This is a genomic window from Pseudomonas fluorescens (assembly GCF_030344995.1).
In the GTDB taxonomy this organism is placed as follows: domain Bacteria; phylum Pseudomonadota; class Gammaproteobacteria; order Pseudomonadales; family Pseudomonadaceae; genus Aquipseudomonas; species Aquipseudomonas fluorescens_BF.
Genome location: NZ_CP128260.1, coordinates 1,397,411 through 1,422,958, shown reverse-complemented (window position 1 = coordinate 1,422,958; position 25,548 = coordinate 1,397,411). Strand labels below are relative to the sequence as shown.

General features: G+C 60.4%; 26 protein-coding genes. 11 read left to right on the top strand and 15 right to left on the bottom strand.

Annotated elements, in window-relative coordinates; all coding sequences use genetic code 11:
• The first annotated feature begins 87 nt into the window (after window positions 1–87).
• Window positions 88–2,934: a valine--tRNA ligase gene (locus QR290_RS06305; RefSeq protein ID WP_085688963.1), complete on the top strand. Its 2,847-nt coding sequence runs from the start codon at window positions 88–90 to the stop codon at window positions 2,932–2,934.
• Between the two features lie 133 nt (window positions 2,935–3,067).
• Window positions 3,068–4,090, top strand: coding sequence for a 23S rRNA (adenine(1618)-N(6))-methyltransferase RlmF (gene rlmF, locus QR290_RS06300; RefSeq protein ID WP_289204559.1), 1,023 nt, complete (start codon window positions 3,068–3,070; stop codon window positions 4,088–4,090).
• A 122-nt stretch (window positions 4,091–4,212) separates the two neighbouring features.
• Here the strand turns inward: rlmF and QR290_RS06295 are convergent, their stop codons facing one another.
• Window positions 4,213–4,494, bottom strand: coding sequence for an HU family DNA-binding protein (locus tag QR290_RS06295; protein WP_007957357.1), 282 nt, complete (start codon window positions 4,492–4,494; stop codon window positions 4,213–4,215).
• A gap of 396 nt (window positions 4,495–4,890) precedes the next feature.
• Here QR290_RS06295 and yejK point away from each other — a divergent pair, with 396 nt between their 5' ends.
• Both yejK and QR290_RS06285 read left to right on the top strand, forming a co-directional pair.
• A complete protein-coding gene (gene yejK, locus QR290_RS06290) occupies window positions 4,891–5,895 on the top strand; it encodes a nucleoid-associated protein YejK (protein ID WP_007957356.1) in 1,005 nt (334 codons plus the stop codon).
• A complete protein-coding gene (locus QR290_RS06285) occupies window positions 5,895–6,245 on the top strand; it encodes a glutaredoxin family protein (protein WP_007957354.1) in 351 nt (116 codons plus the stop codon). The genes yejK and QR290_RS06285 overlap by 1 nt, the downstream gene beginning before the upstream one ends.
• A gap of 31 nt (window positions 6,246–6,276) precedes the next feature.
• Here QR290_RS06285 and QR290_RS06280 read toward each other — a convergent pair whose 3' ends face one another.
• The 5 genes from QR290_RS06280 to QR290_RS06260 form a co-directional block, all read right to left on the bottom strand.
• A complete protein-coding gene (locus QR290_RS06280; protein ID WP_289204558.1) occupies window positions 6,277–7,212 on the bottom strand; it encodes a glutathione S-transferase family protein in 936 nt (311 codons plus the stop codon).
• A gap of 726 nt (window positions 7,213–7,938) precedes the next feature.
• Entirely contained in the window at window positions 7,939–8,241 is a 303-nt protein-coding gene (locus QR290_RS06275) for a GIY-YIG nuclease family protein (protein ID WP_289204557.1), read from the bottom strand.
• 39 nt (window positions 8,242–8,280) lie between these two features.
• Complete coding sequence (locus tag QR290_RS06270) at window positions 8,281–8,754, bottom strand: nuclear transport factor 2 family protein (RefSeq protein WP_085608154.1); 474 nt, start codon at window positions 8,752–8,754, stop codon at window positions 8,281–8,283.
• A 218-nt stretch (window positions 8,755–8,972) separates the two neighbouring features.
• Window positions 8,973–10,277, bottom strand: coding sequence for a CynX/NimT family MFS transporter (locus QR290_RS06265; protein ID WP_115076639.1), 1,305 nt, complete (start codon window positions 10,275–10,277; stop codon window positions 8,973–8,975).
• Window positions 10,267–10,926, bottom strand: a complete 660-nt coding sequence (locus tag QR290_RS06260; protein WP_007957343.1) for a FadR/GntR family transcriptional regulator — start codon at window positions 10,924–10,926, stop codon at window positions 10,267–10,269. Before QR290_RS06260 ends, QR290_RS06265 begins: the two co-directional genes overlap by 11 nt.
• Before the next feature lie 166 nt (window positions 10,927–11,092).
• On the opposite strand from QR290_RS06260, the gene QR290_RS06255 reads away from it, so the two are divergent.
• Together QR290_RS06255 and QR290_RS06250 are read left to right on the top strand one after the other, a co-directional pair.
• Complete coding sequence (locus QR290_RS06255) at window positions 11,093–11,401, top strand: type II toxin-antitoxin system MqsR family toxin (protein WP_085711681.1); 309 nt, start codon at window positions 11,093–11,095, stop codon at window positions 11,399–11,401.
• A complete protein-coding gene (locus QR290_RS06250; protein WP_085711682.1) occupies window positions 11,398–11,886 on the top strand; it encodes a type II toxin-antitoxin system MqsA family antitoxin in 489 nt (162 codons plus the stop codon). The genes QR290_RS06255 and QR290_RS06250 overlap by 4 nt, the downstream gene beginning before the upstream one ends.
• A 52-nt stretch (window positions 11,887–11,938) precedes the next feature.
• Here the strand turns inward: QR290_RS06250 and QR290_RS06245 are convergent, their stop codons facing one another.
• The 4 genes from QR290_RS06245 to QR290_RS06230 all read right to left on the bottom strand — a co-directional run bounded on the left by QR290_RS06245 (window position 11,939) and on the right by QR290_RS06230 (window position 16,101).
• Window positions 11,939–12,703, bottom strand: coding sequence for an amino acid ABC transporter ATP-binding protein (locus QR290_RS06245; RefSeq protein ID WP_007957337.1), 765 nt, complete (start codon window positions 12,701–12,703; stop codon window positions 11,939–11,941).
• 11 nt (window positions 12,704–12,714) lie between these two features.
• Window positions 12,715–13,812: an amino acid ABC transporter permease gene (locus QR290_RS06240; RefSeq protein ID WP_064382444.1), complete on the bottom strand. Its 1,098-nt coding sequence runs from the start codon at window positions 13,810–13,812 to the stop codon at window positions 12,715–12,717.
• A 10-nt stretch (window positions 13,813–13,822) separates the two neighbouring features.
• Window positions 13,823–15,004, bottom strand: coding sequence for an amino acid ABC transporter permease (locus QR290_RS06235; protein ID WP_085690613.1), 1,182 nt, complete (start codon window positions 15,002–15,004; stop codon window positions 13,823–13,825).
• A gap of 65 nt (window positions 15,005–15,069) precedes the next feature.
• On the bottom strand, window positions 15,070–16,101 hold the full coding sequence (locus tag QR290_RS06230; protein WP_064382445.1) for an amino acid ABC transporter substrate-binding protein: 1,032 nt from the start codon (window positions 16,099–16,101) through the stop codon (window positions 15,070–15,072).
• Window positions 16,102–16,568: 467 nt separating this feature from the next.
• On the opposite strand from QR290_RS06230, the gene QR290_RS06225 reads away from it, so the two are divergent.
• The 5 genes from QR290_RS06225 to QR290_RS06205 all read left to right on the top strand — a co-directional run bounded on the left by QR290_RS06225 (window position 16,569) and on the right by QR290_RS06205 (window position 21,746).
• Entirely contained in the window at window positions 16,569–17,225 is a 657-nt protein-coding gene (locus QR290_RS06225) for an alpha/beta hydrolase (RefSeq protein WP_115076636.1), read from the top strand.
• A 96-nt stretch (window positions 17,226–17,321) separates the two neighbouring features.
• Complete coding sequence (gene rhlB / locus QR290_RS06220; protein ID WP_289204556.1) at window positions 17,322–18,800, top strand: ATP-dependent RNA helicase RhlB; 1,479 nt, start codon at window positions 17,322–17,324, stop codon at window positions 18,798–18,800.
• A 124-nt stretch (window positions 18,801–18,924) separates the two neighbouring features.
• Window positions 18,925–19,869, top strand: a complete 945-nt coding sequence (locus QR290_RS06215; RefSeq protein ID WP_115076634.1) for an ornithine cyclodeaminase family protein — start codon at window positions 18,925–18,927, stop codon at window positions 19,867–19,869.
• A 14-nt stretch (window positions 19,870–19,883) separates the two neighbouring features.
• On the top strand, window positions 19,884–21,011 hold the full coding sequence (locus QR290_RS06210) for an NAD(P)/FAD-dependent oxidoreductase (RefSeq protein ID WP_289204555.1): 1,128 nt from the start codon (window positions 19,884–19,886) through the stop codon (window positions 21,009–21,011).
• Window positions 21,012–21,104: 93 nt separating this feature from the next.
• Complete coding sequence (locus QR290_RS06205) at window positions 21,105–21,746, top strand: helix-turn-helix transcriptional regulator (protein ID WP_289204554.1); 642 nt, start codon at window positions 21,105–21,107, stop codon at window positions 21,744–21,746.
• A gap of 37 nt (window positions 21,747–21,783) precedes the next feature.
• Here the strand turns inward: QR290_RS06205 and QR290_RS06200 are convergent, their stop codons facing one another.
• From QR290_RS06200 to QR290_RS06180, 5 genes are all read right to left on the bottom strand, one after another.
• Window positions 21,784–22,560 (bottom strand): ABC transporter substrate-binding protein, encoded by a 777-nt coding sequence (locus QR290_RS06200; protein ID WP_007957326.1) that lies wholly within the window; start codon window positions 22,558–22,560, stop codon window positions 21,784–21,786.
• A gap of 281 nt (window positions 22,561–22,841) precedes the next feature.
• Window positions 22,842–23,294 (bottom strand): molybdopterin synthase catalytic subunit MoaE, encoded by a 453-nt coding sequence (gene moaE / locus QR290_RS06195; protein WP_115076632.1) that lies wholly within the window; start codon window positions 23,292–23,294, stop codon window positions 22,842–22,844.
• Window positions 23,295–23,297: 3 nt separating this feature from the next.
• The gene (locus QR290_RS06190; protein ID WP_085608143.1) at window positions 23,298–23,540 is read right to left on the bottom strand and encodes a MoaD/ThiS family protein; all 243 of its coding nucleotides are present in this window, start codon (window positions 23,538–23,540) and stop codon (window positions 23,298–23,300) included.
• The gene (gene moaC / locus QR290_RS06185; protein WP_007957321.1) at window positions 23,537–24,010 is read right to left on the bottom strand and encodes a cyclic pyranopterin monophosphate synthase MoaC; all 474 of its coding nucleotides are present in this window, start codon (window positions 24,008–24,010) and stop codon (window positions 23,537–23,539) included. The genes QR290_RS06190 and moaC overlap by 4 nt, the downstream gene beginning before the upstream one ends.
• 101 nt (window positions 24,011–24,111) lie before the next feature.
• Window positions 24,112–25,506, bottom strand: a complete 1,395-nt coding sequence (locus QR290_RS06180; RefSeq protein ID WP_115076631.1) for a PhoH family protein — start codon at window positions 25,504–25,506, stop codon at window positions 24,112–24,114.
• Window positions 25,507–25,548 lie beyond the last annotated feature (42 nt).

Genomic DNA, 25,548 nt, shown 5'->3' with positions numbered 1-25,548 from the left:
CCCGGCCCGCCCCGCTCGCCCTGCGCCCCATGCCCCGCTATACTTCCCGGCTTTTCCTGAATAAATGCCAATAGGGTCCCGCCGCGCATGGATAAGACCTACCAGCCGCACGCCATTGAAACTTCCTGGTACAACACCTGGGAGTCCGAGAACTACTTCGCCCCGCAAGGCGCGGGCGACTCCTACACCATCATGATCCCGCCGCCGAACGTCACCGGCAGCCTGCACATGGGTCACGGTTTCAACAACGCGATCATGGACGCCCTGATCCGTTTCCGCCGCATGCAGGGTCGCAACACCCTGTGGCAGCCGGGCACCGACCACGCCGGTATCGCCACGCAGATGCTGGTGGAGCGTCAGCTCGAAGCCCAGGGCCAGAACCGCCACGATCTGGGCCGCGAGAAATTTCTCGAGAAAGTCTGGGAATGGAAGGATCAGTCCGGCGGCAACATCAGCCGTCAGATCCGCCGCCTAGGCTCGTCCGTGGACTGGAGCCGCGAGCGCTTCACCATGGACGACGGCCTCTCGGAAGCCGTTAAAGAAGCGTTCGTGCGCCTGCACGAAGACGGTCTGATCTATCGCGGCAAGCGCCTGGTCAACTGGGACACCAAACTGCACACGGCGATTTCCGACCTCGAAGTGGAAAACCACGATGAGAAAGGTTTCCTGTGGAACCTGAAGTACCCGCTGGCCGACGGCGCGAAAACCGCTGAAGGCAACGATTTCCTGATCGTCGCGACCACCCGTCCGGAAACCATGCTCGGCGACTCCGCCGTCGCGGTGAACCCGAACGACGAACGCTACAAAGCCCTGATCGGCAAGTTCGTCGAGCTGCCGCTGGTCGGCCGCCGCATTCCGATTATCGCCGACGATTACTGCGATCCTGAATTCGGCACCGGCTGCGTGAAAATCACCCCGGCCCACGATTTCAACGACTATGAAGTCGGCAAGCGCCACAACCTGCCGCTGCTGAACATCTTCGACAAGAACGCCAACGTGCTGCCAGCAGCGCAAGTGTTCAACCTCGACGGCACGCTGAACGACAGCATCGACGGCAAGATTCCGGCCGAGTACGCCGGCCTCGAGCGTTTCGAAGCCCGCAAGCAGATCGTGGCCGCGTTCGACGCCGCCGGCCTGCTGGTCAGCGTCGACGATCACAACCTGAAAGTGCCGAAAGGCGACCGCTCCGGCACCGTAATCGAGCCGTGGCTGACCGACCAGTGGTACGTATCGACCAAGCCGCTGGCCGAGCCTGCGATTGCTGCCGTTGAAGACGGCCGTATCCAGTTCGTGCCGAAGCAGTACGAAAACATGTACTTCTCGTGGATGCGCGACATCCAGGACTGGTGCATCAGCCGTCAGCTGTGGTGGGGCCACCGGATTCCGGCCTGGTACGACGAGTCGGGCAAGGTCTACGTCGGTCGCGACGAAGCCGAGGTACGCGCCAAGCACAACCTCGGCCCGGACGTTGCGCTGCAACAGGACAACGATGTTCTCGACACCTGGTTCAGCTCGGGCCTGTGGACCTTCTCCACCCTGGGCTGGCCGGAAAAGACCGAGTTCCTGAAGAAATTCCACTCCACTGACGTGCTGGTCACCGGTTTCGACATCATTTTCTTCTGGGTTGCCCGGATGATCATGCTGACGATGCACCTGATCAAGAACGAGGACGGCACGCCGCAGGTTCCGTTCAAGACCGTTTACGTGCACGGTCTGGTGCGTGATGGTCAGGGCCAGAAGATGTCCAAGTCCAAGGGCAATGTCCTGGACCCGCTGGACATCATCGACGGCATCGAGCTCGAAACCCTGGTGCAGAAACGCACTTCCGGCCTGATGCAGCCGAAACTGGCGAAGAAGATCGAGAAGCAGACCCGCGACGAGTTCGCCGACGGCATCGCCAGCTACGGCACCGACGCCCTGCGTTTCACCTTCTGCTCGCTGGCGTCCACCGGCCGCGACATCAAGTTCGACATGGGCCGCGTCGAAGGCTATCGCAACTTCTGCAACAAGATCTGGAACGCCGCGCGTTATGTTCTGGACAAGGGCGAAGACTGCGGCCAGAACGGCGAAGCCTACGAGCTGTCGCTGGCGGACCGCTGGATCATCTCGCAACTGCAACGCACCGAAGCCGAAGTGACCCGTCAACTGGATCAGTTCCGTTTCGACCTGGCGGCGCAAGCGCTGTACGAGTTCATCTGGAACCAGTACTGCGACTGGTACCTGGAACTGTCCAAGCCAGTGCTGTGGGACGAAAACGCGCCGGTCGAGCGTCAGCGCGGCACTCGTCGCACGCTGGTTCGCGTACTGGAAGTGGCGCTGCGTCTGGCGCACCCGTTCATGCCGTTCATCACTGAAGAAATCTGGCAGCGCATCGCGCCGCTGGCCGGCATTCAGGGCAAGACGATCATGCTGCAAGCATGGCCGGTGGCCAACGAAGAGCGCATCGATCCGGCGGCCGAAGACGACATCGAATGGCTCAAGGGCCTGATGCTCGGCACCCGCAACATCCGTGGCGAAATGAACATCGGCCCGGGCAAACCGCTGCCGATCTACCTGAAAAACGTCACCGCTGAAGACCAGCGCCGCCTGACCGAGAACGAAGCGCTGCTGAAGAAGCTGGCGCGTCTGGAATCGATCACCGTGCTGGCGGCCGGCGAAGAAGCGCCGCTGTCTGCCACTGCGCTGGTTGGCGAGATGGAAGTGCTGGTGCCAATGGCCGGCCTGATCGACAAGAACGCCGAGCTGGCGCGTCTGGACAAGGAAATCCTGCGTCTGCAGGGCGAAGTCCAGCGCGTTGGCGGCAAGCTGTCCAATGCCGGTTTCGTTGACAAGGCCCCGGCCGAAGTCATCGAGAAGGAGCGCGCCAAACTGGCCGAAGCCGAACAGGCTCTGGCCAAGCTGGCCGAGCAGCACGCGCGGATTGCCAGCCTGTAACGGCAAATCGCACTGAAAAAGGGAGGCCCGCAAGGGCCTCCCTTTTTTGTGCCCGGCACTTTTCCGGCCAACAACACGGCTCCCTGTGGGACAATGGCCGCCACTTTCAGCCCTACCCGAATCGACCACGCCCATGAACGCCCCACGTACACCGAAACCTGCGCGCAAGAAGCCTGACTCCGCCACCCCGGCCAAACCCGTGGAACCGCGTAAAGAAGCCAGCCTGCACCCGCGCAATCGCCATCAGGGTCGTTACGACTTCCCGGCGCTGATCAAGACCACGCCAGAACTGGCGAAGTTCGTGATCACCAATCCGTACGGCAAGGAAAGCATCGACTTCGCCAGTCCCGATGCGGTGCGTGTGTTCAACCGGGCGCTGCTCAAGTCGTTCTACGGCATCCAGCATTGGGACATCCCGGCCGATTATCTGTGCCCGCCGGTGCCGGGCCGTGCCGACTACATCCACTTCCTGGCTGACCTGCTGGCCAGCAACAACGACGGCGTGGTCCCGCGCGGCGCCATCGTCAATGTGCTGGATATCGGCATGGGCGCCAACTGCGTGTATCCGCTGATCGGCAACAGCGAATATCGCTGGCACTTCCTCGGCTCGGAGATCGATCCGACCGCCGTGGCCGCCGCCAGGGCCATCGTCCAGTCCAACGACCTGAACAAGGTCATCCAGCTTCGCCAGCAGGAGAACCGCAAGCATATCCTGATCGGCCTGCTGGAGCCGGGCGAGCGCTTTGACCTGACCATGTGCAACCCGCCGTTCCACGCGTCGATGGAAGAAGCCACCAAGGGCAGCGAGCGTAAATGGCGCGCCCTCGGCAAGGCCGACCCGAAACGCAAACTGCCGGTGCTGAACTTCGGTGGTCAGTCGGCCGAGCTGTGGTGTGAGGGCGGCGAAGCGCGTTTCGTGACGCAACTGATCGCCGAAAGTGCGAACTTTGCGCACAAGGTGTTGTGGTTCAGCACCCTGGTCTCGAAAGCTTCGAACCTGCCTGCCATCGAAACCGCACTGAAAAAGGTCGGCGCGCTGGAAAGCCAGGTGGTGGAAATGTCCCAGGGGCAGAAACAGAGTCGCTTCGTCGCCTGGACCTTCCAGACCAAGTCCGAACAGCAGATCTGGCGGCGCGAACGCTGGGTGCGCAAGTAATACGTTTCAACCGGGGCGGCGCTTGATCGCAAGCAGCCGCCGCTACTGCTGAAACACAATCGGCAGGCACAAAAAAACCGTGCCCGGATCGCTCCGGTGCACGGTTTTTTTATCGCTGCGTCTTACTTGTTCACAGCGTCGGTCAGGCCTTTGGCCACAACCAGCTTGATCACTTTCTTGGCAGGGATTTCGATGGCAGCGCCAGTCGATGGGTTACGGCCAGTGCGGGCAGGACGCTCGGTCACTTTCAGCTTGCCGATACCTGGCAAAGTGATTTCGGCACCGTTTTCCAGCTGATCGGCAACGATTTGGCCCAGTTGGTCCAGAGCGGCACGCGCGGTGGTTTTCGGCGCGTCGATAGCTTCAGCGATGTCGGCGATCAGTTGGTCTTTAGTAAGAGCCATGTAGTGTTCCTTCCCTATCAAATTCATATGGATTGCAGAGTGCAGTGTCAGCCATCGAGCCCGATCTTCTGGATCTGGCACCCTCGGCGATAACCACGACGAGTCGGGGTTATAGATGCCGAAATCAAGGTTTGGTTCGACCTGACAAAAGCTGAATGCATGCTTGTCGCGGTGACTTCGCACAAGACCGGGCAAAACTAGCACAGAGACAAGGAAATATCCGCCTCTAGCTAGCCAAATGGTCAGGTTTATTGCGCTAAATCGGTAAATAAATGCATAAGGGCCGTCGGGTGACCCGGATTTGCCCTTCACCCCGCGCCAAATCCAGTGGTTGCGGTACACTGAGCGCTTTTTCGGGGGAGCCCGCCCTCCTCCCTTCCACCAGCCGAGAAGCCTATGCCGATCCGTCATTGCATCGTCCATTTGATCGACAAAAAACCCGACGGCACACCCGCAGTCCTGCACGCCCGTGACTCCGAACTGGCTGAGTCCGCCGCCATCGAGAACATGCTCGCCGATCTCAACGAGAGCTATAACGCCAAACAGGGCAAAGCCTGGGGCCTGTTCCATCCGGAATCCGGTGCGTTCCCGTTCAGCGGCTGGCTGAAGGAATACATGGAGGGCGGCAAGGACTTCACCGCGTTCAGCAAAGTCGCGGTCGAGCACCTGCAAAAGCTGATGGAAGAATCGAACCTGTCGGTGGGCGGTCACGTGCTGTTCGCCCACTACCAGCAAGGCATGACCGATTACCTGGCCATTGCCCTGCTGCACCACAGTGAAGGCGTGGCGGTGACCGATCAACTGGACGTAACGCCGTCGCGCCACCTCGACCTCGGTCAACTGCACCTGGCGGCGCGGATCAACGTTTCCGAGTGGCAGAACAACAAGCAGTCCAAGCAGTACATCTCCTTCATCAAGGGCAAGAACGGCAAGAAGGTCTCGGAGTACTTCCGCGACTTCATCGGCTGCCAGGAAGGCGTCGACGGCCCGGGCGAAACCCGCACCCTGCTCAAGGCCTTCAGTGACTTCGTCGAGAGCGAAGACCTGCCGGAAGACTCCGCCCGCGAAAAGACCAAGACTCTGGTCGATTACGCCAGCAGCCAGGCCAAGCTCGGCGAGCCCATGGGCCTGGAAGAACTCTCGGAGCTGATCGACGAAGAACGCCCGAAAGCCTTCTACGATCACATCCGCAACAAGGATTACGGCCTGTCGCCGGAAATCCCGGCGGATAAGCGCACGCTCAACCAGTTCCGCCGCTTCACCGGTCGCGCCGAAGGCCTGTCGATCAGCTTCGAAGCGCACTTGCTGGGCTCGAAGATCGAATACGACGAAGAAGCCGGGACGCTGGTCATCAAAGGCCTGCCGACCTCGCTCACCGATCAGTTGAAGCGTCGCAACTGATGCTCGGCAATGTGCTGAAAAAGGTTCTGCTGGTTCTGCTGGTGGTCGTGGTCTATCAGAACTGGGGCAAGATCGAGCGGGTGTTCAACCCGTCGCAGATGGCGTCCGAACAGGTCCGCGCCAACGCCCATGTCGTGCTGTACGCCACGGACTGGTGCGGCTACTGCAAACAGACCAAGCGCTTTCTCGATCAGAAAGGCATTCCGTTCAAGGAATTCGATATCGAGAAAGACGCGGAGGCACGCAAGGCGTACGAAGCGCTGGGCGGACGCGGGATCCCTCTGATCGACGTCAATGGCACATTGATTCGCGGGTTTGATCCGGACGAGATTCTCGCTGCACTGAAATGAACGAGGGAGCCAATCGGCTCCCTCAGTTGTTTCAGCGCTTCTCGATTCGGAAACCGAAACGCGGGAAGTGCACATGCACCACTCCGCCACGTTCGTCTTCACGGCGCAGGATCAGCTCCTCGCGACCGGCAAACAACAGCTCACCGGCGACCGGATCAACGCCGTAGTCTGTCGCTGCGATCAGCACCTGCTGACCTGCCACGAACCCGTTCGGGTCAGTGAACTCTTCGTCCGGTAACGCCGCTGGCGTCGAATTGCGTGCGACCTCCAGTGCTTCCTCCGAGCTCATCTCGCTGGCCGCACCATGGCCAAAACCGAGCACACGACCCAGCCAGGTCGATACCGCCGGATAAGCGTCCACCAGCGGTGCCGTCACGTGTGTGGCCTTGAGGAACCACAGTGGATGAGCCATGGCGAAGTCGGCAATCGACGGCTCACCGAACAGGAAGTCACCGTCTTCACGCTGCAACTGCTGCTCCAGACGCGCCATGAGGGTCGGCCAATTGTGCTTGGCTTGCTCCGCTGAAAGCCTGGTCGCGCTGCCACCACTGAACAGTCCGGCCCGATCGGCGAGGAAGGCCTTGATCGCTTCCGGCGGCAACTTGCCGAAACGCACCGCTACCGACTCCGGCTGGAACACCAGGCTCACCGCATGCTGGAACACCACCGAATCGGCCCAGGCGGCGAAGCTCGCGGCAATCATTTCCTGACCGTCCGGGAAGAACGAAGGCTGGGCCTTCTCCTGCTCAAGGCGACGGGCGATCAGCGCGGTGTCGCAGTAGATGTCGGCGCCGATCTGCAGCACCGGAGTCTTGCGGTAGCCGCCGGTCAGGGCGGTCAGATCCGGTTTCGGCATCACAGGTGAAATGTGCACCGAGCGCCAGGATAAGCCCTTGAAACCTAACAGCAGCCGGGCCTTTTCGGCGAATGGAGAGGTCGGGTAATGATGCAGAATCAACTCGGACATGCTCGGCTCCGCCGCACAGAAAGTGAGCCAGCAGCTTAGCGCGCAATTCGTTCGCAGCCTACGAATCCGGCTGATGGGAACTGATCAGTCAGGTTGATAAGGCGCTAAAAAAACCGCCTCAGCCAAGGCTGAGACGGCTTTCCACTTCAATGACCCTACATCAGGTCATCGAAGTGATCTCGCAGGAACTCGTAAAAGCGAAACGCTTTGAACGACCTCCATACGAGGCTCAGAGTACGCAGCAACAGCTTCATACGTTTTGGCCTCCGGTTGGGAGCCAAACCTCCAGCGTGCTTACCGGACCACGTACGCCTTCGGAAGACACGTCAATGCTCCAGTGAGGCGGCCGGTTGTGATCCCTCTGAAATATCATTCCGGCACGGGAGCAACTCAGTGTCAGAGGGCATGAAACCGTCACGCCGATCGGCCAGACCTCAATAGTTGCACAGTCATGTGAGCGGACGGATCGTAATCGGGTTTCTGAACCACCGCTTAAACAAATAAACTCAAAATTGTGTTTTTTGGGAGACGCGTGTCTTCAGACTTGCTCAGTGACACAAAGACGAATACTCTCTGCCTACGTCAATGTCTCCAGTGAGATGCAGTAAACCCGGCCGCAAACCGGCGTTTACAGAAAAAACCGCCCCCGCAAAGGCGGTTTTTTTTCGCCTGTCGTTTGCCGGAGGCCGCCGCGTCGACATGGAGACTTCTACCGTCTGCTCCCGATCAATCAGGCCGATAAGACGCCACCAGACATTCCTTCGCACTCTTCCTCAGCTTCTTGATCAACCGCTCCTGACGCAACGCATCGCCCTTGTCGCGGCAACGCTCGGTGTAGACCAGCGCCATAGCCGGGCTTGAGAGAAAGAAGCGTGCGCCCTTGCCGCTCTGGTGCTTGGCGAAACGGCGCACGGGATCATCGCTGATCCCGCAATAAAGCGAACCGTTGGCGGCACGTACGAGGTAGACGAACCAGGACTTGCTCACTGGAACGTCGGCATCGGAAGGATTTTCGCTGAGGCTGGTCACGGGGCAATTCAGGCGTAAGGAAAACAGGCCGCGATCTTATCAGCGACTCGCTTGAAATGCCTTCAGCCCTTTCAGCGCCTGGGCGCGGACGGCGTTGCGCACCAGCGGCGTCCAGCCCAGCAGCAGGCCCTTGAAGCCCAGCGCCTGGCGGGACCAGCGCCACAGATCGAAGTGGTCATGGTGTTCGCAGATCTTGCCGTCACGGAAGACGAAACGTGCCTGTATGTCGTTGATCACGATGTTGCCGGTCTGGCTGAACAGGTAGGTCGCCACCCAGTGGGCGCCGCCGCTGCGCTCGTCGGCGCGGACATTGTCGAAGGTCAGGGAGAAGTCCTTGGCGCGTGTAGTGAGCATGCGCCACATGTCGCCGGCATCGCGACCGCGCAGCTCGCCAAAGGCCGGATCGCTGAACACCACGTCATCGGTGTAGCAAGCCGCCATGGCCTCGGCGTCGAGGCGCTGGAAAGCCTGATAGAAACGGGTGATCAGGGCGCTGTGGGCTTCTTCACTCATGGGCAATCTCCAGGAAAGGTACAGATTGCCAGCACGATAATCCGCAAACGCCCGAAACACTATCGGCATTCGTATTCCGAATACCGACAGCCAATAAAACCTGTGGGAGCGAGCCTGCTCCGGGCGGCGTTCCGACGATGGCTGATTGTCAGTCGACATCATGGCTGGATGTCAGGGCACTATCGCGAGCAGGCTCGCTCCCACAGTTGTTTCCTGCGTCAGACCTTTTCACTTTCGACCTGCACGTACAGCGCACGTCCGGCACCGAGGCCGGCGAGGATTGCCCCGGCACCGATGATGCCGAAGATCCAGCCCACGGCGTCCCAGCCGCCGGTCCAGTCGTGCACCACGCCGACCGCGAACGGCCCCATGGACGCGAGGGTGTAGCCGAAGCCCTGGGACATGCTCGACAGGTTTGCCGCCACGTGGGAATCCCGCGAGCGAAGCACGATCAGGGTCAGCGCCAGGCTGAACGTACCGCCCTGCCCCAGGCCCAGCAGGATCGCCCAGCCCCACAGGCCTTCGATCGGCGCATACAGGCAACCGAACAGGCCGCCGAGGGTCAGCGCCATCACCACCACGATCGCCAGCCGCTGATCCTTGCCGCGCGTGGCTAGCCACGGTGCCGCCAGGGAGCTGGCGAGCTGGATGATCACCGAACCGGACAGCACCAGGCCGGCCTGGGTCGGGGTCAGACCGCGACCGATGAGGATCGACGGCAACCAGCCGAACACGATGTAGGCCAGCGACGATTGCAGGCCCATGTACAAGGTCACCTGCCAGGCCAGCGGATCACGCAACAGACCACGCACTCGATACGCGACATTGTGCGCGCCGTGCTTCTGGCCGATTTGCGGCAGCCAGAACACTGCCGCCACCAGCGCCGGAATCACCCAGAAACCCAGGCCCATGGCCCAGCTGTGATCGAAGTGTTCGCTCAGCGGCACGCTGGAACCTGCCGCCATCGCCGCGCCCAGGCACAAGGCCATGGTGTAGACGCCGGTCATGGTGCCGGCATGTTTGGCGAAGTCGCGCTTGACGATGCCCGGCAGCAACACGCCGATGATGCCGATGCTCGCGCCGCCCAGCACGCTGCCGGCGAACAGACCGATTTCACCGAAGTTGCTGCGCAGGATAATGCCGCCGGCCAGTGTCAGAAGAATCCCCAAGACCACCCGCTCGGCACCGAAACGTCGTGCCAGCACCGGCGCCAGCGGGGCGAACAGACCGAGGCAGAGCACCGGCAACGTCGTCAGCAATCCCGCCTGAGCAGCAGACAAACCAAGGCTTTTCGACACATCACTGAGCAGCGGCGCCATGCTCGACAGCGCCGGGCGCAGGTTCAGGGCCACCAGAATCAGCCCCAGCAGCAACAGCCACGGGCGCCGCACCAGCGGATGGCTTTGCTGCACCTGCTCGTCATCGGCTTCGGCGTCGATCAACAACTCTTCGAGCTCGGCCTTGCGAACGGGGGCTTGGTAGGCTTCTGGGCGGGACATGGTTTTCTCGGTTTCAAGGTTCATTGATCAACTGCCTCGACAGGGCTTTGGCCCGCTCCGGATCGCGCTGCTCGACGGCCTCAAGCAAGGCGACGTGCAAATCGAAGACTTCCTGTCGACGGGGGACGATGTTCAGGGTCTGGCGCAATTGCGCGCCGACGATGCTGGAAAAATAGCGATACAGCTCGCTGAGGGTCGGGTTGTGCGCGGCATCCACCAGACGGCGGTGAAACACCAGATCGCAGCGGATGTAACTGTCGAGGTCGCCGTGGTAGTGGCTGCCGGCGACACCCAGGGCCTCGCGCAACGCGACGAGGTCTTCATCGGTCCGGCGCAAGGCCGCCAGGCCGATGGCCTCGACTTCAAGGATGTGCCGGGTTTCCCGGGCCTGATCCAGTGAACATTTGGACAGCGCCTTGAGCGTGTCCATCGGATCGACCACCGCCCGCAGGTAACTGCCGTCACCCTGACGGATCTCGATCAACCCGGAAAACGCAAGCACCCGCATCGCCTCGCGCACGGTGTTGCGACTGATGCCGAGTTCGGCGCACAGCTCGGGCTCGGTCGGCAAACGCTGACCGACCTGCCACGTGCCGTCGGTGATGCGCTGGCGCAACTGATCCAGGGCCTGATCGACCAAGGATCGCTTAATAAGTGGAGAAATGTCTGACATAGGATTCGCCCTTTCATCCAATCATGGGATGAATTTTCTGACATGTTAGTCAGCTCCGTGTAGGACGGCAACCACCTAGGGTCAGAGAGAGGCAAATGGAGCGGGATTTTCGATTAGTCAAAATTACCCTTTAAGGGTAATTTCAGGGACAGGGTTTTGGTTTCTTATGGAAAAGAACACACCCCATTACGACTTGGTGGTGATCAAGGCTGAGGTCAGGCGACTTGGCAAAAAAGCCTTCACCAGGTCTTCGGCAAAATCCGGTGAGAAGCTCGGCTTTAGCTTCAGAGAGATGCAAGAGATCGTTTTCGAGTTACAGAACAGGATGTTGTACAAATCCATGACCACTTATGACGATCATCGAGTCTGGCAAGACGTGTATCACATCACTTCACAAGATCAGGAGATTTACATCAAGGTGACCTACCGCCCAGGCGGCCCACCGGTAATTTCCTTCAAGGAGAAAAACCCATGAAAACCCAGCAATGTGTCAGCTGCGGTGCACGTGAGGGAATGAGGCATTTCGAGGGTCGCGCCGAAACCTTGAGTGTCAAAGGCATGGAGCGCCGTGTAGATAATCTTTCTGGCTGGGAGTGCCAGAAGTGCGGTGAGGTCGAGTGGGACTTCGACACTGACAGCGCAGAACGTTTTGGGGAAGCAGGGGATGAACTGGTATTCGCTGCCAGGCAAATGATCGGTGACGAGATGAGGCGTATCCGTCGAAAATTGCACCTTACGCAAAAAGAGACGGTGCAATTATTGTCGGGTGGTGGACATAACGCTTTCTCTCGCTACGAACGCGGCGAAATATTGCCGCCCAAAGCACTGATACTGCTGATGCGACTGTTGGATCGTTACCCGTACTTGCTGACCGATGCAAAGTCTCTCGGTGAAGGGGCAGACTTGAGAGGCTTCACGCACACCGTCCACAAAGAACACGAAACCCTCACCGTGTCCTGATCCCCAAAAAACAAACCCGGCACAAGGCCGGGTTTATTTTATTCATCAGATCTCAATGCAGGATCTGACTCAGGAACAGCTTCGTACGATCATTCTGCGGATTGTCGAAGAAGTCGTTCGGTGCCGCCTGCTCAACGATTTCGCCCTTGTCCATGAAGATCACGCGGTTGGCCACGGTGCGGGCAAAGCCCATTTCGTGGGTCACGCAGAGCATGGTCATGCCGTCTTCGGCCAGGCCGATCATGGTGTCGAGTACTTCTTTCACCATTTCCGGGTCGAGTGCCGAGGTAGGTTCGTCGAACAGCATGATTTTCGGTTTCATGCACAGCGCGCGGGCGATCGCCACACGCTGTTGCTGGCCGCCGGACAGTTGCCCCGGGTACTTGTGCGCCTGCTCCGGAATGCGTACGCGTTCCAGGTAATGCATGGCGATTTCCTCGGCCTTGCGCTTGGGCATCTTGCGCACCCACATCGGCGCCAGGGTGCAGTTCTGCAGGATGGTCAGGTGCGGGAACAGGTTGAAGTGCTGGAACACCATGCCGACTTCACGGCGGATCGCTTCGATCTGCTTGAGGTCGTTGGTCAGCTCTACGCCATCGACCACGATGCGGCCCTGCTGGTGCTCTTCCAGACGGTTGAGGCAGCGGATGGTGGTGGATTTGCCGGAACCCGACGGGCCGCACAGCACAATACGCTCGCCCTGACGCACGTTGAGGTTGATGTCTTTCAGCACGTGGAACTGGCCGTACCACTTGTTCACGCCCTGCATCTGAATGATGCCTTCAGGGCCCACTGGCTTTTTGATTGCTTCGCTCATCGAAAAAACTCCTAACGCTTGTGGCCAGTGTCGAGCTTGCGTTCCAGGTGCATGGAATAGCGCGACATACCAAAACAGAAAATCCAGAACACCAGGGCGGCGAACACGTAGCCTTCGGTGGCCATGCCCAGCCATTTCGGATCGGCAGCGGCTTGCTTGACGCTGTTGAGCAGGTCAAAGAGGCCGATGATGATCACAAGGCTGGTGTCCTTGAACAGCGCGATGAAGGTGTTGACGATGCCGGGAATCACCAGCTTCAGGGCTTGCGGCAGAATCACCAGGCCCATGGCGCGCCAGTAACCGAGGCCCATCGCGGCCGCGGCTTCGTACTGACCCTTGGGGATCGCTTGCAGACCGCCGCGCACCACCTCGGCGACGTACGCCGACTGGAACAGGATCACGCCGATCAGCGCCCGCAGCAGCTTGTCGAAGTTCATGCCTTCGGGCAGGAACAGCGGCAGCATCACCGAGGACATGAACAGCACCGTGATCAACGGCACGCCGCGCCAGAACTCGATGAAGGTCACGCAGACCACTCGGATCGCCGGCATGTTCGAGCGTCGGCCCAGCGCCAGGACAATCCCCAGCGGCAACGCACCGGCGATGCCGACAGTGGCGATCACCAGGGTCAGCATCAGACCGCCCCACTGGCTGGTCGCCACGGTGTCGAGGCCGAAGACGCCACCATGCAGCAGGCACCAGGCAACGATCGGGTAGACCACCAGGAAGCTCAGGCCATACACCGCCTTGTGCGCCACGCGCTTGATGAACAGTGGCGCCACGCCGATGACCGCCAACCACACGGTCAGGTCCACACGCCAGCGCAGTTCCGGCGGGTAGTAGCCGTACATGAACTGGCCGAAACGCTGCTGGATGAAGACCCAGCAGGCGCCATCCTTGGTGCAGTCGGCGCGGGTGGTGCCGACCCAGTTGGCATCGAGGATCGCCCAGCTGAGGATCGGCGGTACCACCAGGTAGATCAGGTAGAACGCAAACAGGGTCAGCAGGGTGTTGAGCCAGCTGGAGAACATGTTCGCGCGGATCCACGCCATCGGGCCGAAGACCTTGGCCGGAGGTGGCATGTCGGGTTTGAAAGTATGAGTACTCATGCGCTATTCCTTACCGCTCGATCAGCGCGATGCGCTTGTTGTACCAGTTCATCAGCAGGGAAATGCTGATACTGATCGCCAGGTACACGCTCATGGTGATGGCAATGACTTCGATCGCCTGACCGGTCTGGTTCAGCACGGTGCCGGCGAACAGCGAAACCATCTCCGGATAACCGATACCGGCCGCCAGCGAGGAGTTCTTCGCCAGGTTCAGGTATTGGCTGGTCAGCGGCGGGATGATGACCCGCAGTGCTTGCGGAATGATCACCTTGCGCAGGGTCGGGCCGTTGCGCAGGCCGAGCGAATGCGCCGCCTCGGTCTGGCCGTGGCTGACCGACTTGATGCCCGAACGCACGATCTCGGCGATGAACGCCGCGGTGTACACCGTCAGCGCCAGGGTCAAGGCCAGCAGTTCCGGAATCAGCACCCAGCCACCGACGAAGTTGAAGCCTTGCAGCTTCGGCATTTCCCAGTGCACAGGTGCACCGAAGATCAGCGCGCACACCGCCGGGATCACCAGGAACAACGCCAGGCCGGCCCAGAACTTGTGAAACGGCTCGCCAGTTGCCTCAAAGCGCTTGTTGGCCCAGCGGCTCATCAGCACGATGGCGACAATGGCCACCACGATGCTGACCACGAACGCCCAGAAACCGTCGGCCATTTGCGCGGCCGGCATGTTCAGGCCACGGCTGCTGACGAAGAAGGTATCGCCGAAGTTGTGGCTGTTGCGCGGCCCCGGCATGGTCAGGAACACCGCGAAGTACCAGAACAGGATCTGCAGCAGCGGCGGGATGTTACGGAAAACCTCCACGTACACCGTTGCCAGTTTGGAAATGATCCAGTTCTTCGACAGGCGCGCCACGCCGATAATGAAGCCGAGGATTGTGGCCAGGATCACACCGATGAACGTCACCAGCAGCGTGTTGAGCAGGCCGATGACAAACACTCGGGCATAGCTGTCCGCTTCGGTGTAGGAGATCAGGTGTTGAGCGATGCCGAACCCGGCACTGCGCTCCAGAAAGTCGAACCCCGAAGTAATACCCCGGTGTTGCAGGTTGGTCTGGGTGTTATCGAACAGATACCAGCCCAGGGAGACCACCGCCACGATGGTGATGATCTGAAATACCCACGCACGCACTCGTGGATCGCTGAGACTGAGCCTCTGCTTTGGTGCGCCGATTGAATTTTGCATGAAGTGCCCCGGAAATAATGGAACAGAACGTCACCCGGCAGTTGGCCTGCCGGGTGACAGAACCATCAGCGCACTGGTGGTGCGTATTGAATGCCGCCGTTGTTCCACAGCGCGTTCAGGCCGCGGTCGATTTCCAGCGGAGTGCTCTTGCCGAGGTTTTTCTCGAAGATTTCGCCGTAGTTGCCGACTTGCTTGACGATCTGTACGACCCAGTCCTTCGGCAGTTTCAGGTCTTTGCCGTATTCGCCGTCTGCGCCGAGCATACGAGCGACATCCGGGTTCTTGGTCGCTTTGGCTTCGGCTTCAACGTTCTTCGAAGTGATGCCGGCTTCTTCGGTGTTCAGCAGCGCGTAGCCAACCCAACGAACGATGGCCAGCCACTCGTCGTCGCCGTTACGCACGACCGGGCCCAGTGGTTCCTTGGAAATGGTTTCCGGCAGAACTACATAATCCTTCGGCGAAGCCAGCTTGCTGCGCTGGGCGAACAGCTGGGACTTGTCGGAGGTCAGCACGTCGCAACGACCGGATTCCAGCGACTTGGCGCTTTCATCGGAGGTGTCGAAAGTGATCGGGGTGTATTTCAGACCGTTGCCGCGGAAGTAGTCGGAAACGTTCAGCTCGGTGGTGGTACCGGCCTGGATGCAGATGGTTGCACCGTCCAGCTCTTTGGCACTTTTCACGCCCAGCTTGTTGTTTACCAGGAAGCCGATGCCGTCGTAGTAGGTAATGAAGCCCGGGAATTTCAGGCCCATGCCCGCGTCACGGGAGCTGGTCATGGTGGTGTTGCGCGACAGGATGTCGATCTCGCCCGACTGCAGAGCGGTGAAACGCTCCTTGGCGTTCAACTGACTGAACTTGACCTTGGTCGCGTCGCCGAACACGGCAGCCGCCACAGCGCGGCAGACGTCAGCATCGATACCCACGATCTTGCCGGTGGAATCCGGAACCGAGAAGCCTGGCAAGCCATCGCTGACGCCGCACTGCACGAATCCTTTCTTCTTCACTGCATCCAGGGTTGCACCCGCCTGAGCGAACCCGCTGACACCCAGTACTGCAGCAGCAGTCACGATCGCCAGAGTGGATTTCAACATCTTCATTCAAACCTCCAGTTTTGCTCTTGTTGTGTCGGAGCTTGAGTCCAGTCGCACCCTTTTGAGGCGTTGTTGACCCGTGTTGGCTTTTTTTGGGGTCAACCGACGCAGGACCTTCGCTATGAGTCTAGTAGGAGAAAATCCACATCATGGACAACTCACTTCTCACCAGTCGGCCGAACGGGCGGTAGCCCTTTCACGTTCGCTAAGCCCGTTGCGGCCATTGGCGAACATCCATCACCGGATTCTTTGCTATCCCGTCGCGAGGCGTTCACTGATAGTGTTACCGCCAGGCGCGAGATCGATTGCACGACTACCTCATAGCAAAGCCCGTACCACACCGGCTGCTGAAGCGATTGAGTGACAGGTCAATAGCAAAACTTGCACCCTTGCGACATCTTCTTAACGGATCAACCGGGCGCGCACGCAAATCACGCACTCAATGAGAGCGCCCGCACACAATTGGAGCAGCCATGACCGAGCCCTTGATTCTTCAGCCTGTTAAGCCCGCAGACGCCTGCGTGATCTGGCTGCACGGCCTCGGCGCCGACCGCTACGACTTTCTGCCGGTGGCCGAAGCGCTTCAGGAAAGCCTGCTGAGCACACGTTTCGTCCTGCCCCAGGCGCCGACCCGCCCGGTGACGATAAATGGCGGATATGCCATGCCGAGCTGGTACGACATCAAAGCCATGAGCCCGGCCCGGGCGATCGACCGCGACGAGCTGGAAGCGTCCGCAGACCGGATCATCGAATTGATCGAAGAACAGCGAAGCAGCGGAATAGACGCATCACGGATTTTCCTCGCCGGTTTTTCCCAGGGCGGCGCCGTGGTCTATCACACCGCGTTTCTGAAATGGCAGGGGCCGTTGGGTGGGGTGCTGGCATTATCGACATACGCGCCGACCTTCAGTGACGAACTGGAGCTGTCCGCCAGTCAGCAACGGATTCCGGCACTGTCGCTGCACGGCCAGTTCGACAACGTGGTGCAGAACTCGATGGGACGCACGGCTTATGAGTATCTCAAGGCCCATGGTGTCACCGTGACATGGCAGGAATACCCAATGGAGCACGAAGTGTTACCCGAAGAAATTCGCGACATCGGTGTGTGGCTGACCGAACGACTGCGCTGACAATTCCGACAAGGGTCGCCCTTTGATCATCCCACTACGCCGCGCCCGTTTCTTGCATTACACTGGCCGGCGTACATTCCTTAACCAATTGATGAGATGACCGTGCTCAAAGCACTCAAGAAAATGTTCGGTAAAAGCGAGGCTGAGCAGCTCGCGCCAGTCCCAACTGCGCCGTCGCACGCCCCCGGTCATCGCAGCGATGCCAGCCAGGCCGACCGCCAGACGCCCGCCACGCCCCCAAAGCACGAACCAAAACCCGCTCCAGCTGCCGCGCCCGCCACCGAGCCCGCCCGCAGCGAAGCACCGAAACCGGCCCGACCACGTCGCGAACCCAAGCCCAAGGCGCCGGTGATTCCCTGGAAACTCGAAGACTTCGTCGTCGAGCCGCAGGAAGGCAAGACCCGCTTCCACGATTTCAAGCTCGCCCCGGAACTGATGCACGCCATCCACGACCTGGGCTTCCCGTATTGCACGCCGATCCAGGCCCAGGTGCTGGGTTATACCCTCGCCGGCAAAGACGCCATCGGCCGCGCCCAGACCGGCACCGGCAAGACCGCCGCGTTCCTGATCTCGATCATCACCCAGCTGTTGCAGACCCCGCCGCCGAAAGAGCGCTACATGGGCGAGCCACGGGCGCTGATCATCGCGCCGACCCGCGAGCTGGTGGTGCAGATCGCCAAGGACGCCGCCGACCTGACCAAGTACACCGGCCTCAACGTCATGACGTTCGTCGGCGGCATGGATTTCGACAAGCAGCTCAAGCACCTCGAAGCGCGCCATTGCGACATCCTCGTCGCAACCCCGGGCCGCCTGCTCGACTTCAACCAGCGCGGCGACGTGCACCTGGACATGGTCGAAGTGATGGTGCTGGACGAAGCCGACCGCATGCTCGACATGGGCTTCATCCCGCAGGTTCGTCAGATCATTCGCCAGACCCCGCCGAAAAGCGAACGCCAGACCCTGTTGTTCTCCGCGACCTTCACCGATGACGTGATGAACCTCGCCAAGCAGTGGACCACCGATCCTGCGATCGTCGAAATCGAGGTCACCAACGTGGCCAACGAAAACGTCGAACAGCACATCTACGCGGTGGCCGGTGCCGACAAATACAAACTGCTCTTCAACCTGGTCAACGACAACGGCTGGGAGCGGGTCATCGTGTTCGCCAACCGCAAGGACGAAGTGCGGCGCATCGAGGAACGCCTGGTGCGTGACGGCATCAACGCCGCGCAACTGTCCGGCGACGTGCCGCAACACAAGCGGATCAAGACGCTCGAAGGCTTCCGCGAAGGCAAGATCCGGGTACTGGTCGCCACCGACGTGGCCGGTCGCGGCATCCACATCGACGGCATCAGCCACGTGATCAACTTCACCCTGCCGGAAGTCCCGGACGACTACGTGCACCGCATCGGCCGTACCGGTCGTGCTGGCGCCGATGGTGTGTCGATCAGCTTTGCCGGTGAAGACGACTCCTATCAGTTGCCGTCCATCGAAGAAAAACTCGGTCGCAAGATCAGCTGTGAAACGCCACCGACCCATCTGTTGCGGGCGGTTGAGCGCAAGCGTCCACAGTAAGCGACGCCATAAAGAGAAGCGCAGCCGGCAACGGACTGCGCTTTTTTTTCGCCCGGATATTGTTCAGCAAAACTAAAAGTCCATAATGGACAAATTAGTTTAGAAACAGTCTTCGGAGTCTGACATGTCCAGTACGCCTTACGTGATCGACCAAACCCAGGCCCGCGAGCTGTTGGCCCGGATCGATGTGCCGCAGATCCTGCGCAAGCTGTTCCGCGATCTGGCGGCCGGGCATGCGGTGCAACCGGCACAGCAACTGGTGGAATTCCCCCAGGGTGCCGGGGACTTCATCAACTATCTGGGCGTGCTGGCAGAAGACGGCGTGTACGGGGTCAAGACTTCGCCCTACATCGTTCGCGAACAAGGCCCGCTGGTGACGGCGTGGACACTGTTGATGTCGATGCAGACCGGCCAGCCGCTGCTGCTCTGCGACGCCGGCGAACTGACCACCGCCCGCACTGCGGCAACCACAGCTGTCGCCGTCGACGCCCTGGCCCCTTCGAACGCAAAACGCCTGACAATCATCGGCAGCGGCAAGGTCGCCCAGGCGCACCTGCATTACGTCAAAACGTTGCGCGACTGGCAAAGCATCAATGTGTACTCGCCCACCCTGAGCGAAGACCCGGCAACCGCCCGCCAACTGCTAACCCTCGATCCACGGGTGAGCATCGCCGACAGCCGCGAAGCCGCCATCGCCGAGGCCGACGTGATCATGCTCTGCACTTCGTCCGCAGGGCCGGTGATCGACCCGGCAACTTTAAGCAAACCGGCGCTGATCACCTCGATCAGCACCAACGCACCGCGCGCCCACGAAGTGCCGCCGCAAAGCCTCAACGACATGCAGGTGTTCTGCGACTATCGTCTGACCACCCCGGGCTCGGCCGGCGAGATGCTGATCGCCAGCGAACGACATGGCTGGGACACCAGCGCGATCCTCGGCGACCTGGCGGATCTGCTCAGCGAAAAAGTGCAGCGTCCCGATTACAACCGTCACGTGTTTTTCCGCTCCATCGGTCTGGGCCTGGAAGACATCGCCCTGGCCAATGCCGTCTATCAATTGCAGCGCTGACACCGGAGATTTTCATGAGTCATGCAGATTTCATCATCATCGGCGGCGGGATTGCAGGCGCTTCCACCGGTTTCTGGCTGTCGCAGCACGGCAAGGTCGTGGTGCTGGAGCGCGAGTCGCATCCGGCCTATCACTCCACCGGGCGCTCGGCTGCGCTGTTCACCGCTGCTTATGGCACTGCGCAGGTCCGGGCACTGACCCAGGCCAGCCGCGAATTCTTCGATCATCCACCCAGCGGTTTCTGCGAGCACCCGCTGCTGACCCCGCGCGGGGAAATGACCGTGGATTTCACCGGCGACGCCGCCGAGCTGAACAATCAATACCTCAGCGCCAAGGCCACGGTGCCGGAGATGCAGTTGCTCAGCGCGGATGAAGCCTGCGCGCGGCTGCCGATCCTGCGTCGGGAGAAAGTCCATGGCGCGATCTACGACCCGACTGCCAGCGACATCGACACCGACGCCCTGCATCAGGGTTATCTGCGCGGTATCCGTCGCAACAACGGCCAGGTGCAGACCGATTGCGAAGTGCTCGGGCTGAGCCGCGACGCCGATGGCATCTGGCAAGTGCAGACCAACGGCCAGACCTTCAGCGCGCCCGTCGTGATCAACGCAGCAGGCGCCTGGGCCGACAAGATCGGTGCGCTGGCCGGCGCCCGACCGCTGGGCCTGCAGCCGAAACGTCGCGCGGCGTTCATCTTCGCCGGCCCCGAAGGCGTGGACATTCATCACTGGCCGATGCTGGTCAGCCTCGATGAATCGTTCTATATGAAGCCCGACGCCGGGATGTTCCTCGGCTCACCGGCCAATGCCGACCCGGTCGAACCGCACGACGTACAGCCGGAAGAGCTGGACATCGCCATGGGCATTTACCAGATCGAGGAAGCGACGACCCTGACCATCCGCCGCCCGACCCGCACCTGGGCCGGCCTGCGCAGTTTCGTCGCCGACGGTGATTTGCTGTCCGGGTTCGATCCGCAGGTGCCGGGGCTGTTCTGGGTCGCGGCCCAGGGTGGATACGGCATCCAGACCTCACCGGCCATGGGCATGGCCAGCGCAGCGCTGGTGCGCGGAGAATCGCTGCCCGACCATCTCAAGCAATTCGGCCTGACCGCCGCCATGCTCGCCCCCACCCGCCTGGCCTGACCGTCCGCCCGGATGACGCGCCCGACGGATTGCGGCACACTCGCAACGCCCCCGGATCACGGGGGCGTTGACGTTGCCTGGAGCTCCACAGTTATGACCGCCCCCGAACACACGCCCGAGCTGCATGACGCTGCGCTGGATAACTACCACGCCATCGCCGACGCCGTCGCTACGCTGTTCTTTCCCCATGCCGAAGTGGTGCTGCATGACCTGCGCACGCAGAAGGTCGACTACATCGCCAACAACCTGTCGAAGCGGGTGATCGGTGATGAATCGTCGCTGGAAGACATGCTCAGCGACGACGTCAGCGAACGGAACATCGGCCCGTACGAAAAGCTAAATTGGGACGGTCAGAAGATTCGCAGCCTGAGCACGGTACTGCGCGACAGCGAAGGTCATCCTCTGGCGGTGCTGTGCATCAACCTGAATATTTCGCTGTTCGAGAATGCCAAGGCTGCGCTGGATCTGTTCCTCTCGCCGAGCAAACTGATCCCGCAACCAGACTCGCTGTTCCGCGATGACTGGCAGGAGCGGATCAACACGTTCCTGCACGCCTGGCTACGCGAACGGCAACTGAGCCTGAACCTGCTGACCCGCGATCACAAACGCGAACTGGTGCTGGCGCTGCACGCCGAGGGAGCGTTCAAGGGCAAGAGCGCCTCGAACTATGTGGCCAATGTGCTGAACATGGGGCGGGCCACGGTGTACAAGCATTTGAAGGAATTGAAGGGCTGAAACCGTGCAGCCTGCGAAGGCTGCACGGTTTTCTGACTCAGTCGCCGTAGATGTCCGACTTGAAGTACTTCTCGGAAATCTTCTGATATTCGCCACTGGCGCGAATGCCGTCGATGGCGGTATTCAACTGGCTGACCAGTTCAGCATTGCCCTTGCGCACCGCAATCCCCGCGCCCTCGCCCACGTATTTCGGATCCTTCAGTTCCGGCCCGACAAACGCATAACCCTTGCCCCGAGGCATCGACAAGAAGTCGGTCAGCGGGATCGTGTCGGCGAAGATCGCATCGAGACGCCCGGCCGCCAGGTCCATGTAGATTTCTTCGTTGTTGCCGTAACGCTTGACGTTGATGCCCTTGGGCTCGAACACCTCGGTGGCGTAACGGTCGGTGGTGGTCGCACGCTGCACGCCGACGGTCTTGCCCTTGAGGCTGGCGTACTGGTCATCGACGCTCGCGCCTTCCTTCATCACCAGCCGCGACGAGGTGAAATAGTACTTGTGGGTGAAGTCCACCGACTTCTTGCGATCTTCGTTGATGGTCATGGACGACAGCGCCATGTCGATTTTCTTCACTTTCAGGGAAGGAATCAGACCGTCGAACTCGCCCTCGACCCACACGCACTTGACCTGCATCTGCGCGCACAGGGCATTGCCGATGTCGTAGTCGAAACCGACGATTTCACCCTTGTCGGTTTTCGAGGCGAAGGGCGGATACGCCGCTTCGATACCGATGCGCAGGGTTTTCTCGGCGGCGAACGCGCTGCTGCACGCCAACAGGCTCAGCGCCAGACCGGTAATGAGGGGGAATTTCTTCATGTTCGTTCTCTCGCGGGTTGTTGTTGGTTTGGCAAGACAGAAGAAAAAGCTGAAACGGGGAAAAGACCTTTTTTGTACTTGTAAATCCATACTGGACTTTTACGTACAGATCGTCAATTGGGCAAAAGAGATTGCTTCCTGCTGTTGGTCAGGTGGGTAATCCATAGCATTTCCGGTGTTGCGGATGGCGCCTTCGCGAGCAAGCCCGCTCCCACATTGGAATGCATTTCCCTATGGGAGCGGGCTTGCTCGCGAAGAGGGCCGGGAGAGCAGCGCAGAATCTACTTTTTCCAGCGATCCGCCGCCGCATGATCGCTGTCACGACCTTCGACCCAGCGCGGTCCGTCGCTGGTGTTCTCTTTCTTCCAGAACGGCGCGCGGGTTTTCAGGTAATCCATGACGAAGGCGCAGGCGTCGAACGCCGCCTGGCGGTGGGCACTGGCGGCGGCGACAAACACGATCGGTTCACCCGGTTCCAGCGCGCCGATGCGATGCAGCACTTCCAGCTTCAACAGCGGCCAGCGTTGCTCGGCCTCCACAGCAATCTTGCCGAGGGCTTTTTCGGTCATGCCCGGATAGTGTTCGAGGAACATTCCGGCGACATCGAGGCCATCGTTGAAGTCGCGCACGTAGCCGACAAAACTCACCACCGCGCCGACGCCGACATTGGCCGCGTGCATCGCGTTGACTTCGGCGCCCGGATCGAACGGTTCGGACTGCACCCGAATGCGCATGGCTCAGCCTCCGGTCACGGTGGGAAAAAACGCCACCTCGTCGCCATCGACCACCGGCTCGTCAAGCTGGCAGAGGTCTTCGTTGCGCGCGCACATCAGGTTCTGCTCGCTCAGCACCTCGGCGCCTTCACGCTGCGCCAACAGTGCACGAACGTCATCGACGGTGGCGAAATCACCCTCGACCTTCACCGAGTCCACGCCCAGCGCTTCGCGGTAACGGGCAAAAAACTTCACGGTCAGGTTCATGGCTGCTCCGCCTGGAAATGCCCGCTCTTGCCGCCGACCTTCTCCAGTAGACGCACGCTTTCGATGGTCATGCCACGGTCCACAGCCTTGCACATGTCGTAGATGGTCAGGGCGGCGACGCTGGCGGCGGTCAGTGCTTCCATCTCGACGCCGGTCTGCCCGGACAATTTGCAGCGTGCCACGATGCGCACCGCGTCGTCGCCTTCAGCGCTGAGCTCAACCTTGACGCCGGTCAGCATCAACGGATGGCACAGGGGAATCAGATCGCTGGTTTTCTTCGCTGCCTGAATGCCGGCAATGCGCGCCACGGCGAACACGTCACCCTTGGGATGGCCGCCGCTGACGATCATCTGCAGGGTGTCGGGCAGCATGCGCACCAGCGCTTGGGCCGTCGCTTCACGGAACGTCACGGCTTTTTCGGTGACGTCGACCATGTTGGCGCGACCTTGGGAATCGAGATGAGTCAGCACGGGATTACTCCTGATCAGGAGCGCCGATTGTAAACCTGGGGGTCAGAATTGCGCACATAAAAAACCGGGCGACTTTGCAGTCGCCCGGTTCGGTTTGACGGTTACAGATGCGATTCGGCGTATTCGGCCAGAATCGAACGTGGCACCCCTTGCAGGGTGATGTGCACACCGTTGGGGAAATCCTTGAAGCGTTCGGTCAGGTAGGTCAGCCCGGAACTGGTCGCGGACAGGTAAGGGGTGTCGATCTGTGCCAGGTTGCCCAGGCACACCACTTTGGAACCGGCGCCGGCCCGGGTGATGATGGTTTTCATCTGGTGCGGCGTGAGGTTCTGGCATTCGTCGATCAGGATCAGGCTCTGCTGGAAGCTGCGACCGCGAATGTAGTTGAGCGATTTGAACTGCAACGGCACTTTGCTGAGGATGTAGTCGACGCTGCCATGGGTGTTTTCGTCATCCATGTGCAAGGCTTCGAGGTTGTCGGTGATGGCGCCGAGCCAAGGCTCCATTTTTTCCGCTTCGGTGCCGGGCAGGAAGCCGATTTCCTGGTCCAGACCCTGCACGCTGCGGGTGGCGATGATGCGGCGATAGCGCTTGCTGACCATGGTCTGCTCGATCGCAGCGGCCAGCGCCAGAATGGTTTTACCCGATCCGGCGGCGCCGGACAGGTTGACCAGGTGAATATCCGGATCCAGCAGCGCGTACAGCGCCAGGCTCTGATAGATGTCCCGTGGCTTGAGGCCCCAGGCTTCCTGGTGCAAAAGCGGCTCCTGGTGCAGGTCGAGGATCAGCAGCTTGTCCTCCATGATCTCTTTGATCCAGCCGACGAAGCCTTGCTCATCGATGATGAACTCGTTGATGTGCACGGCAGGCAGGTTGTCGATCAATTGCACCTGATGCCAGGTGCGGCCGTGATCCTGGCGGGTTTCGACCTTGCTCACGCGGTCCCAGAAGGAGCCGGTCATGTTGTGATAGCCGTTGGGCAGCAGGGACACGTCGTCGACCAACTGGTCGGTGCTGTAGTCCTCGGCGTCGATCCCGCAGGCGCGCGCCTTGAGGCGCATGTTGATGTCTTTGGTGACCAGCACCACCGGTTTTTTCGGGTCGCGGGTGTGCAGGTCGATCAGCTGGTTGATGATTTTGTTGTCGTTCAGATGCTCGGGCAGAATCAGGTTCGATTCGGCCTGCTTGCTCATCAGAATCGACAGCAAGCCCTTCGGGCCGCCCTTGCCGCGCTGGATCGGCACGCCCTGTTCAACATCATCGGGTGAAGCATCGCCCAGGGTCTTGTCGATCAGCCGGATCGCCTGACGGCATTCGGCGGCCACGCTGTGATGCCCGCTCTTGAGCTTGTCCAGCTCTTCAAGCACGGTCATCGGGATCGCGACGTGGTGTTCTTCGAAATTCAGCAGGGCGTTCGGATCGTGAATCAGTACGTTGGTATCGAGTACATAAAGGATTGGCTGGTTGGAGGAAGGGCTACGTCCGTGATCATCCATACTCGGTCACCTTTGTGGGAGCCATTCGACGCAATACCTCGG

Excerpts from the sequence above, each read along its gene's own strand:
- QR290_RS06285 (WP_007957354.1), top strand. The coding sequence starts at position 5,895 with ATGCTCGGCAATGTGCTGAAAAAGGTTCTGCTGGTTCTGCTGGTGGTC.
- QR290_RS06200 (WP_007957326.1), bottom strand. The coding sequence starts at position 22,560 with ATGAAGAAATTCCCCCTCATTACCGGTCTGGCGCTGAGCCTGTTGGCG.
- rlmF (WP_289204559.1), top strand. The coding sequence starts at position 3,068 with ATGAACGCCCCACGTACACCGAAACCTGCGCGCAAGAAGCCTGACTCC.
- QR290_RS06190 (WP_085608143.1), bottom strand. The coding sequence starts at position 23,540 with ATGAACCTGACCGTGAAGTTTTTTGCCCGTTACCGCGAAGCGCTGGGC.
- moaE (WP_115076632.1), bottom strand. The coding sequence starts at position 23,294 with ATGCGCATTCGGGTGCAGTCCGAACCGTTCGATCCGGGCGCCGAAGTC.
- QR290_RS06225 (WP_115076636.1), top strand. The coding sequence starts at position 16,569 with ATGACCGAGCCCTTGATTCTTCAGCCTGTTAAGCCCGCAGACGCCTGC.
- rhlB (WP_289204556.1), top strand. The coding sequence starts at position 17,322 with ATGACCGTGCTCAAAGCACTCAAGAAAATGTTCGGTAAAAGCGAGGCT.
- QR290_RS06210 (WP_289204555.1), top strand. The coding sequence starts at position 19,884 with ATGAGTCATGCAGATTTCATCATCATCGGCGGCGGGATTGCAGGCGCT.
- QR290_RS06205 (WP_289204554.1), top strand. The coding sequence starts at position 21,105 with ATGACCGCCCCCGAACACACGCCCGAGCTGCATGACGCTGCGCTGGAT.
- QR290_RS06240 (WP_064382444.1), bottom strand. The coding sequence starts at position 13,812 with ATGAGTACTCATACTTTCAAACCCGACATGCCACCTCCGGCCAAGGTC.
- QR290_RS06270 (WP_085608154.1), bottom strand. The coding sequence starts at position 8,754 with ATGAGTGAAGAAGCCCACAGCGCCCTGATCACCCGTTTCTATCAGGCT.
- QR290_RS06265 (WP_115076639.1), bottom strand. The coding sequence starts at position 10,277 with ATGAACCTTGAAACCGAGAAAACCATGTCCCGCCCAGAAGCCTACCAA.
- QR290_RS06230 (WP_064382445.1), bottom strand. The coding sequence starts at position 16,101 with ATGAAGATGTTGAAATCCACTCTGGCGATCGTGACTGCTGCTGCAGTA.
- QR290_RS06255 (WP_085711681.1), top strand. The coding sequence starts at position 11,093 with ATGGAAAAGAACACACCCCATTACGACTTGGTGGTGATCAAGGCTGAG.
- QR290_RS06215 (WP_115076634.1), top strand. The coding sequence starts at position 18,925 with ATGTCCAGTACGCCTTACGTGATCGACCAAACCCAGGCCCGCGAGCTG.
- QR290_RS06280 (WP_289204558.1), bottom strand. The coding sequence starts at position 7,212 with ATGTCCGAGTTGATTCTGCATCATTACCCGACCTCTCCATTCGCCGAA.
- QR290_RS06245 (WP_007957337.1), bottom strand. The coding sequence starts at position 12,703 with ATGAGCGAAGCAATCAAAAAGCCAGTGGGCCCTGAAGGCATCATTCAG.
- QR290_RS06250 (WP_085711682.1), top strand. The coding sequence starts at position 11,398 with ATGAAAACCCAGCAATGTGTCAGCTGCGGTGCACGTGAGGGAATGAGG.
- QR290_RS06260 (WP_007957343.1), bottom strand. The coding sequence starts at position 10,926 with ATGTCAGACATTTCTCCACTTATTAAGCGATCCTTGGTCGATCAGGCC.
- yejK (WP_007957356.1), top strand. The coding sequence starts at position 4,891 with ATGCCGATCCGTCATTGCATCGTCCATTTGATCGACAAAAAACCCGAC.
- QR290_RS06235 (WP_085690613.1), bottom strand. The coding sequence starts at position 15,004 with ATGCAAAATTCAATCGGCGCACCAAAGCAGAGGCTCAGTCTCAGCGAT.
- QR290_RS06180 (WP_115076631.1), bottom strand. The coding sequence starts at position 25,506 with ATGGATGATCACGGACGTAGCCCTTCCTCCAACCAGCCAATCCTTTAT.
- QR290_RS06305 (WP_085688963.1), top strand. The coding sequence starts at position 88 with ATGGATAAGACCTACCAGCCGCACGCCATTGAAACTTCCTGGTACAAC.
- QR290_RS06295 (WP_007957357.1), bottom strand. The coding sequence starts at position 4,494 with ATGGCTCTTACTAAAGACCAACTGATCGCCGACATCGCTGAAGCTATC.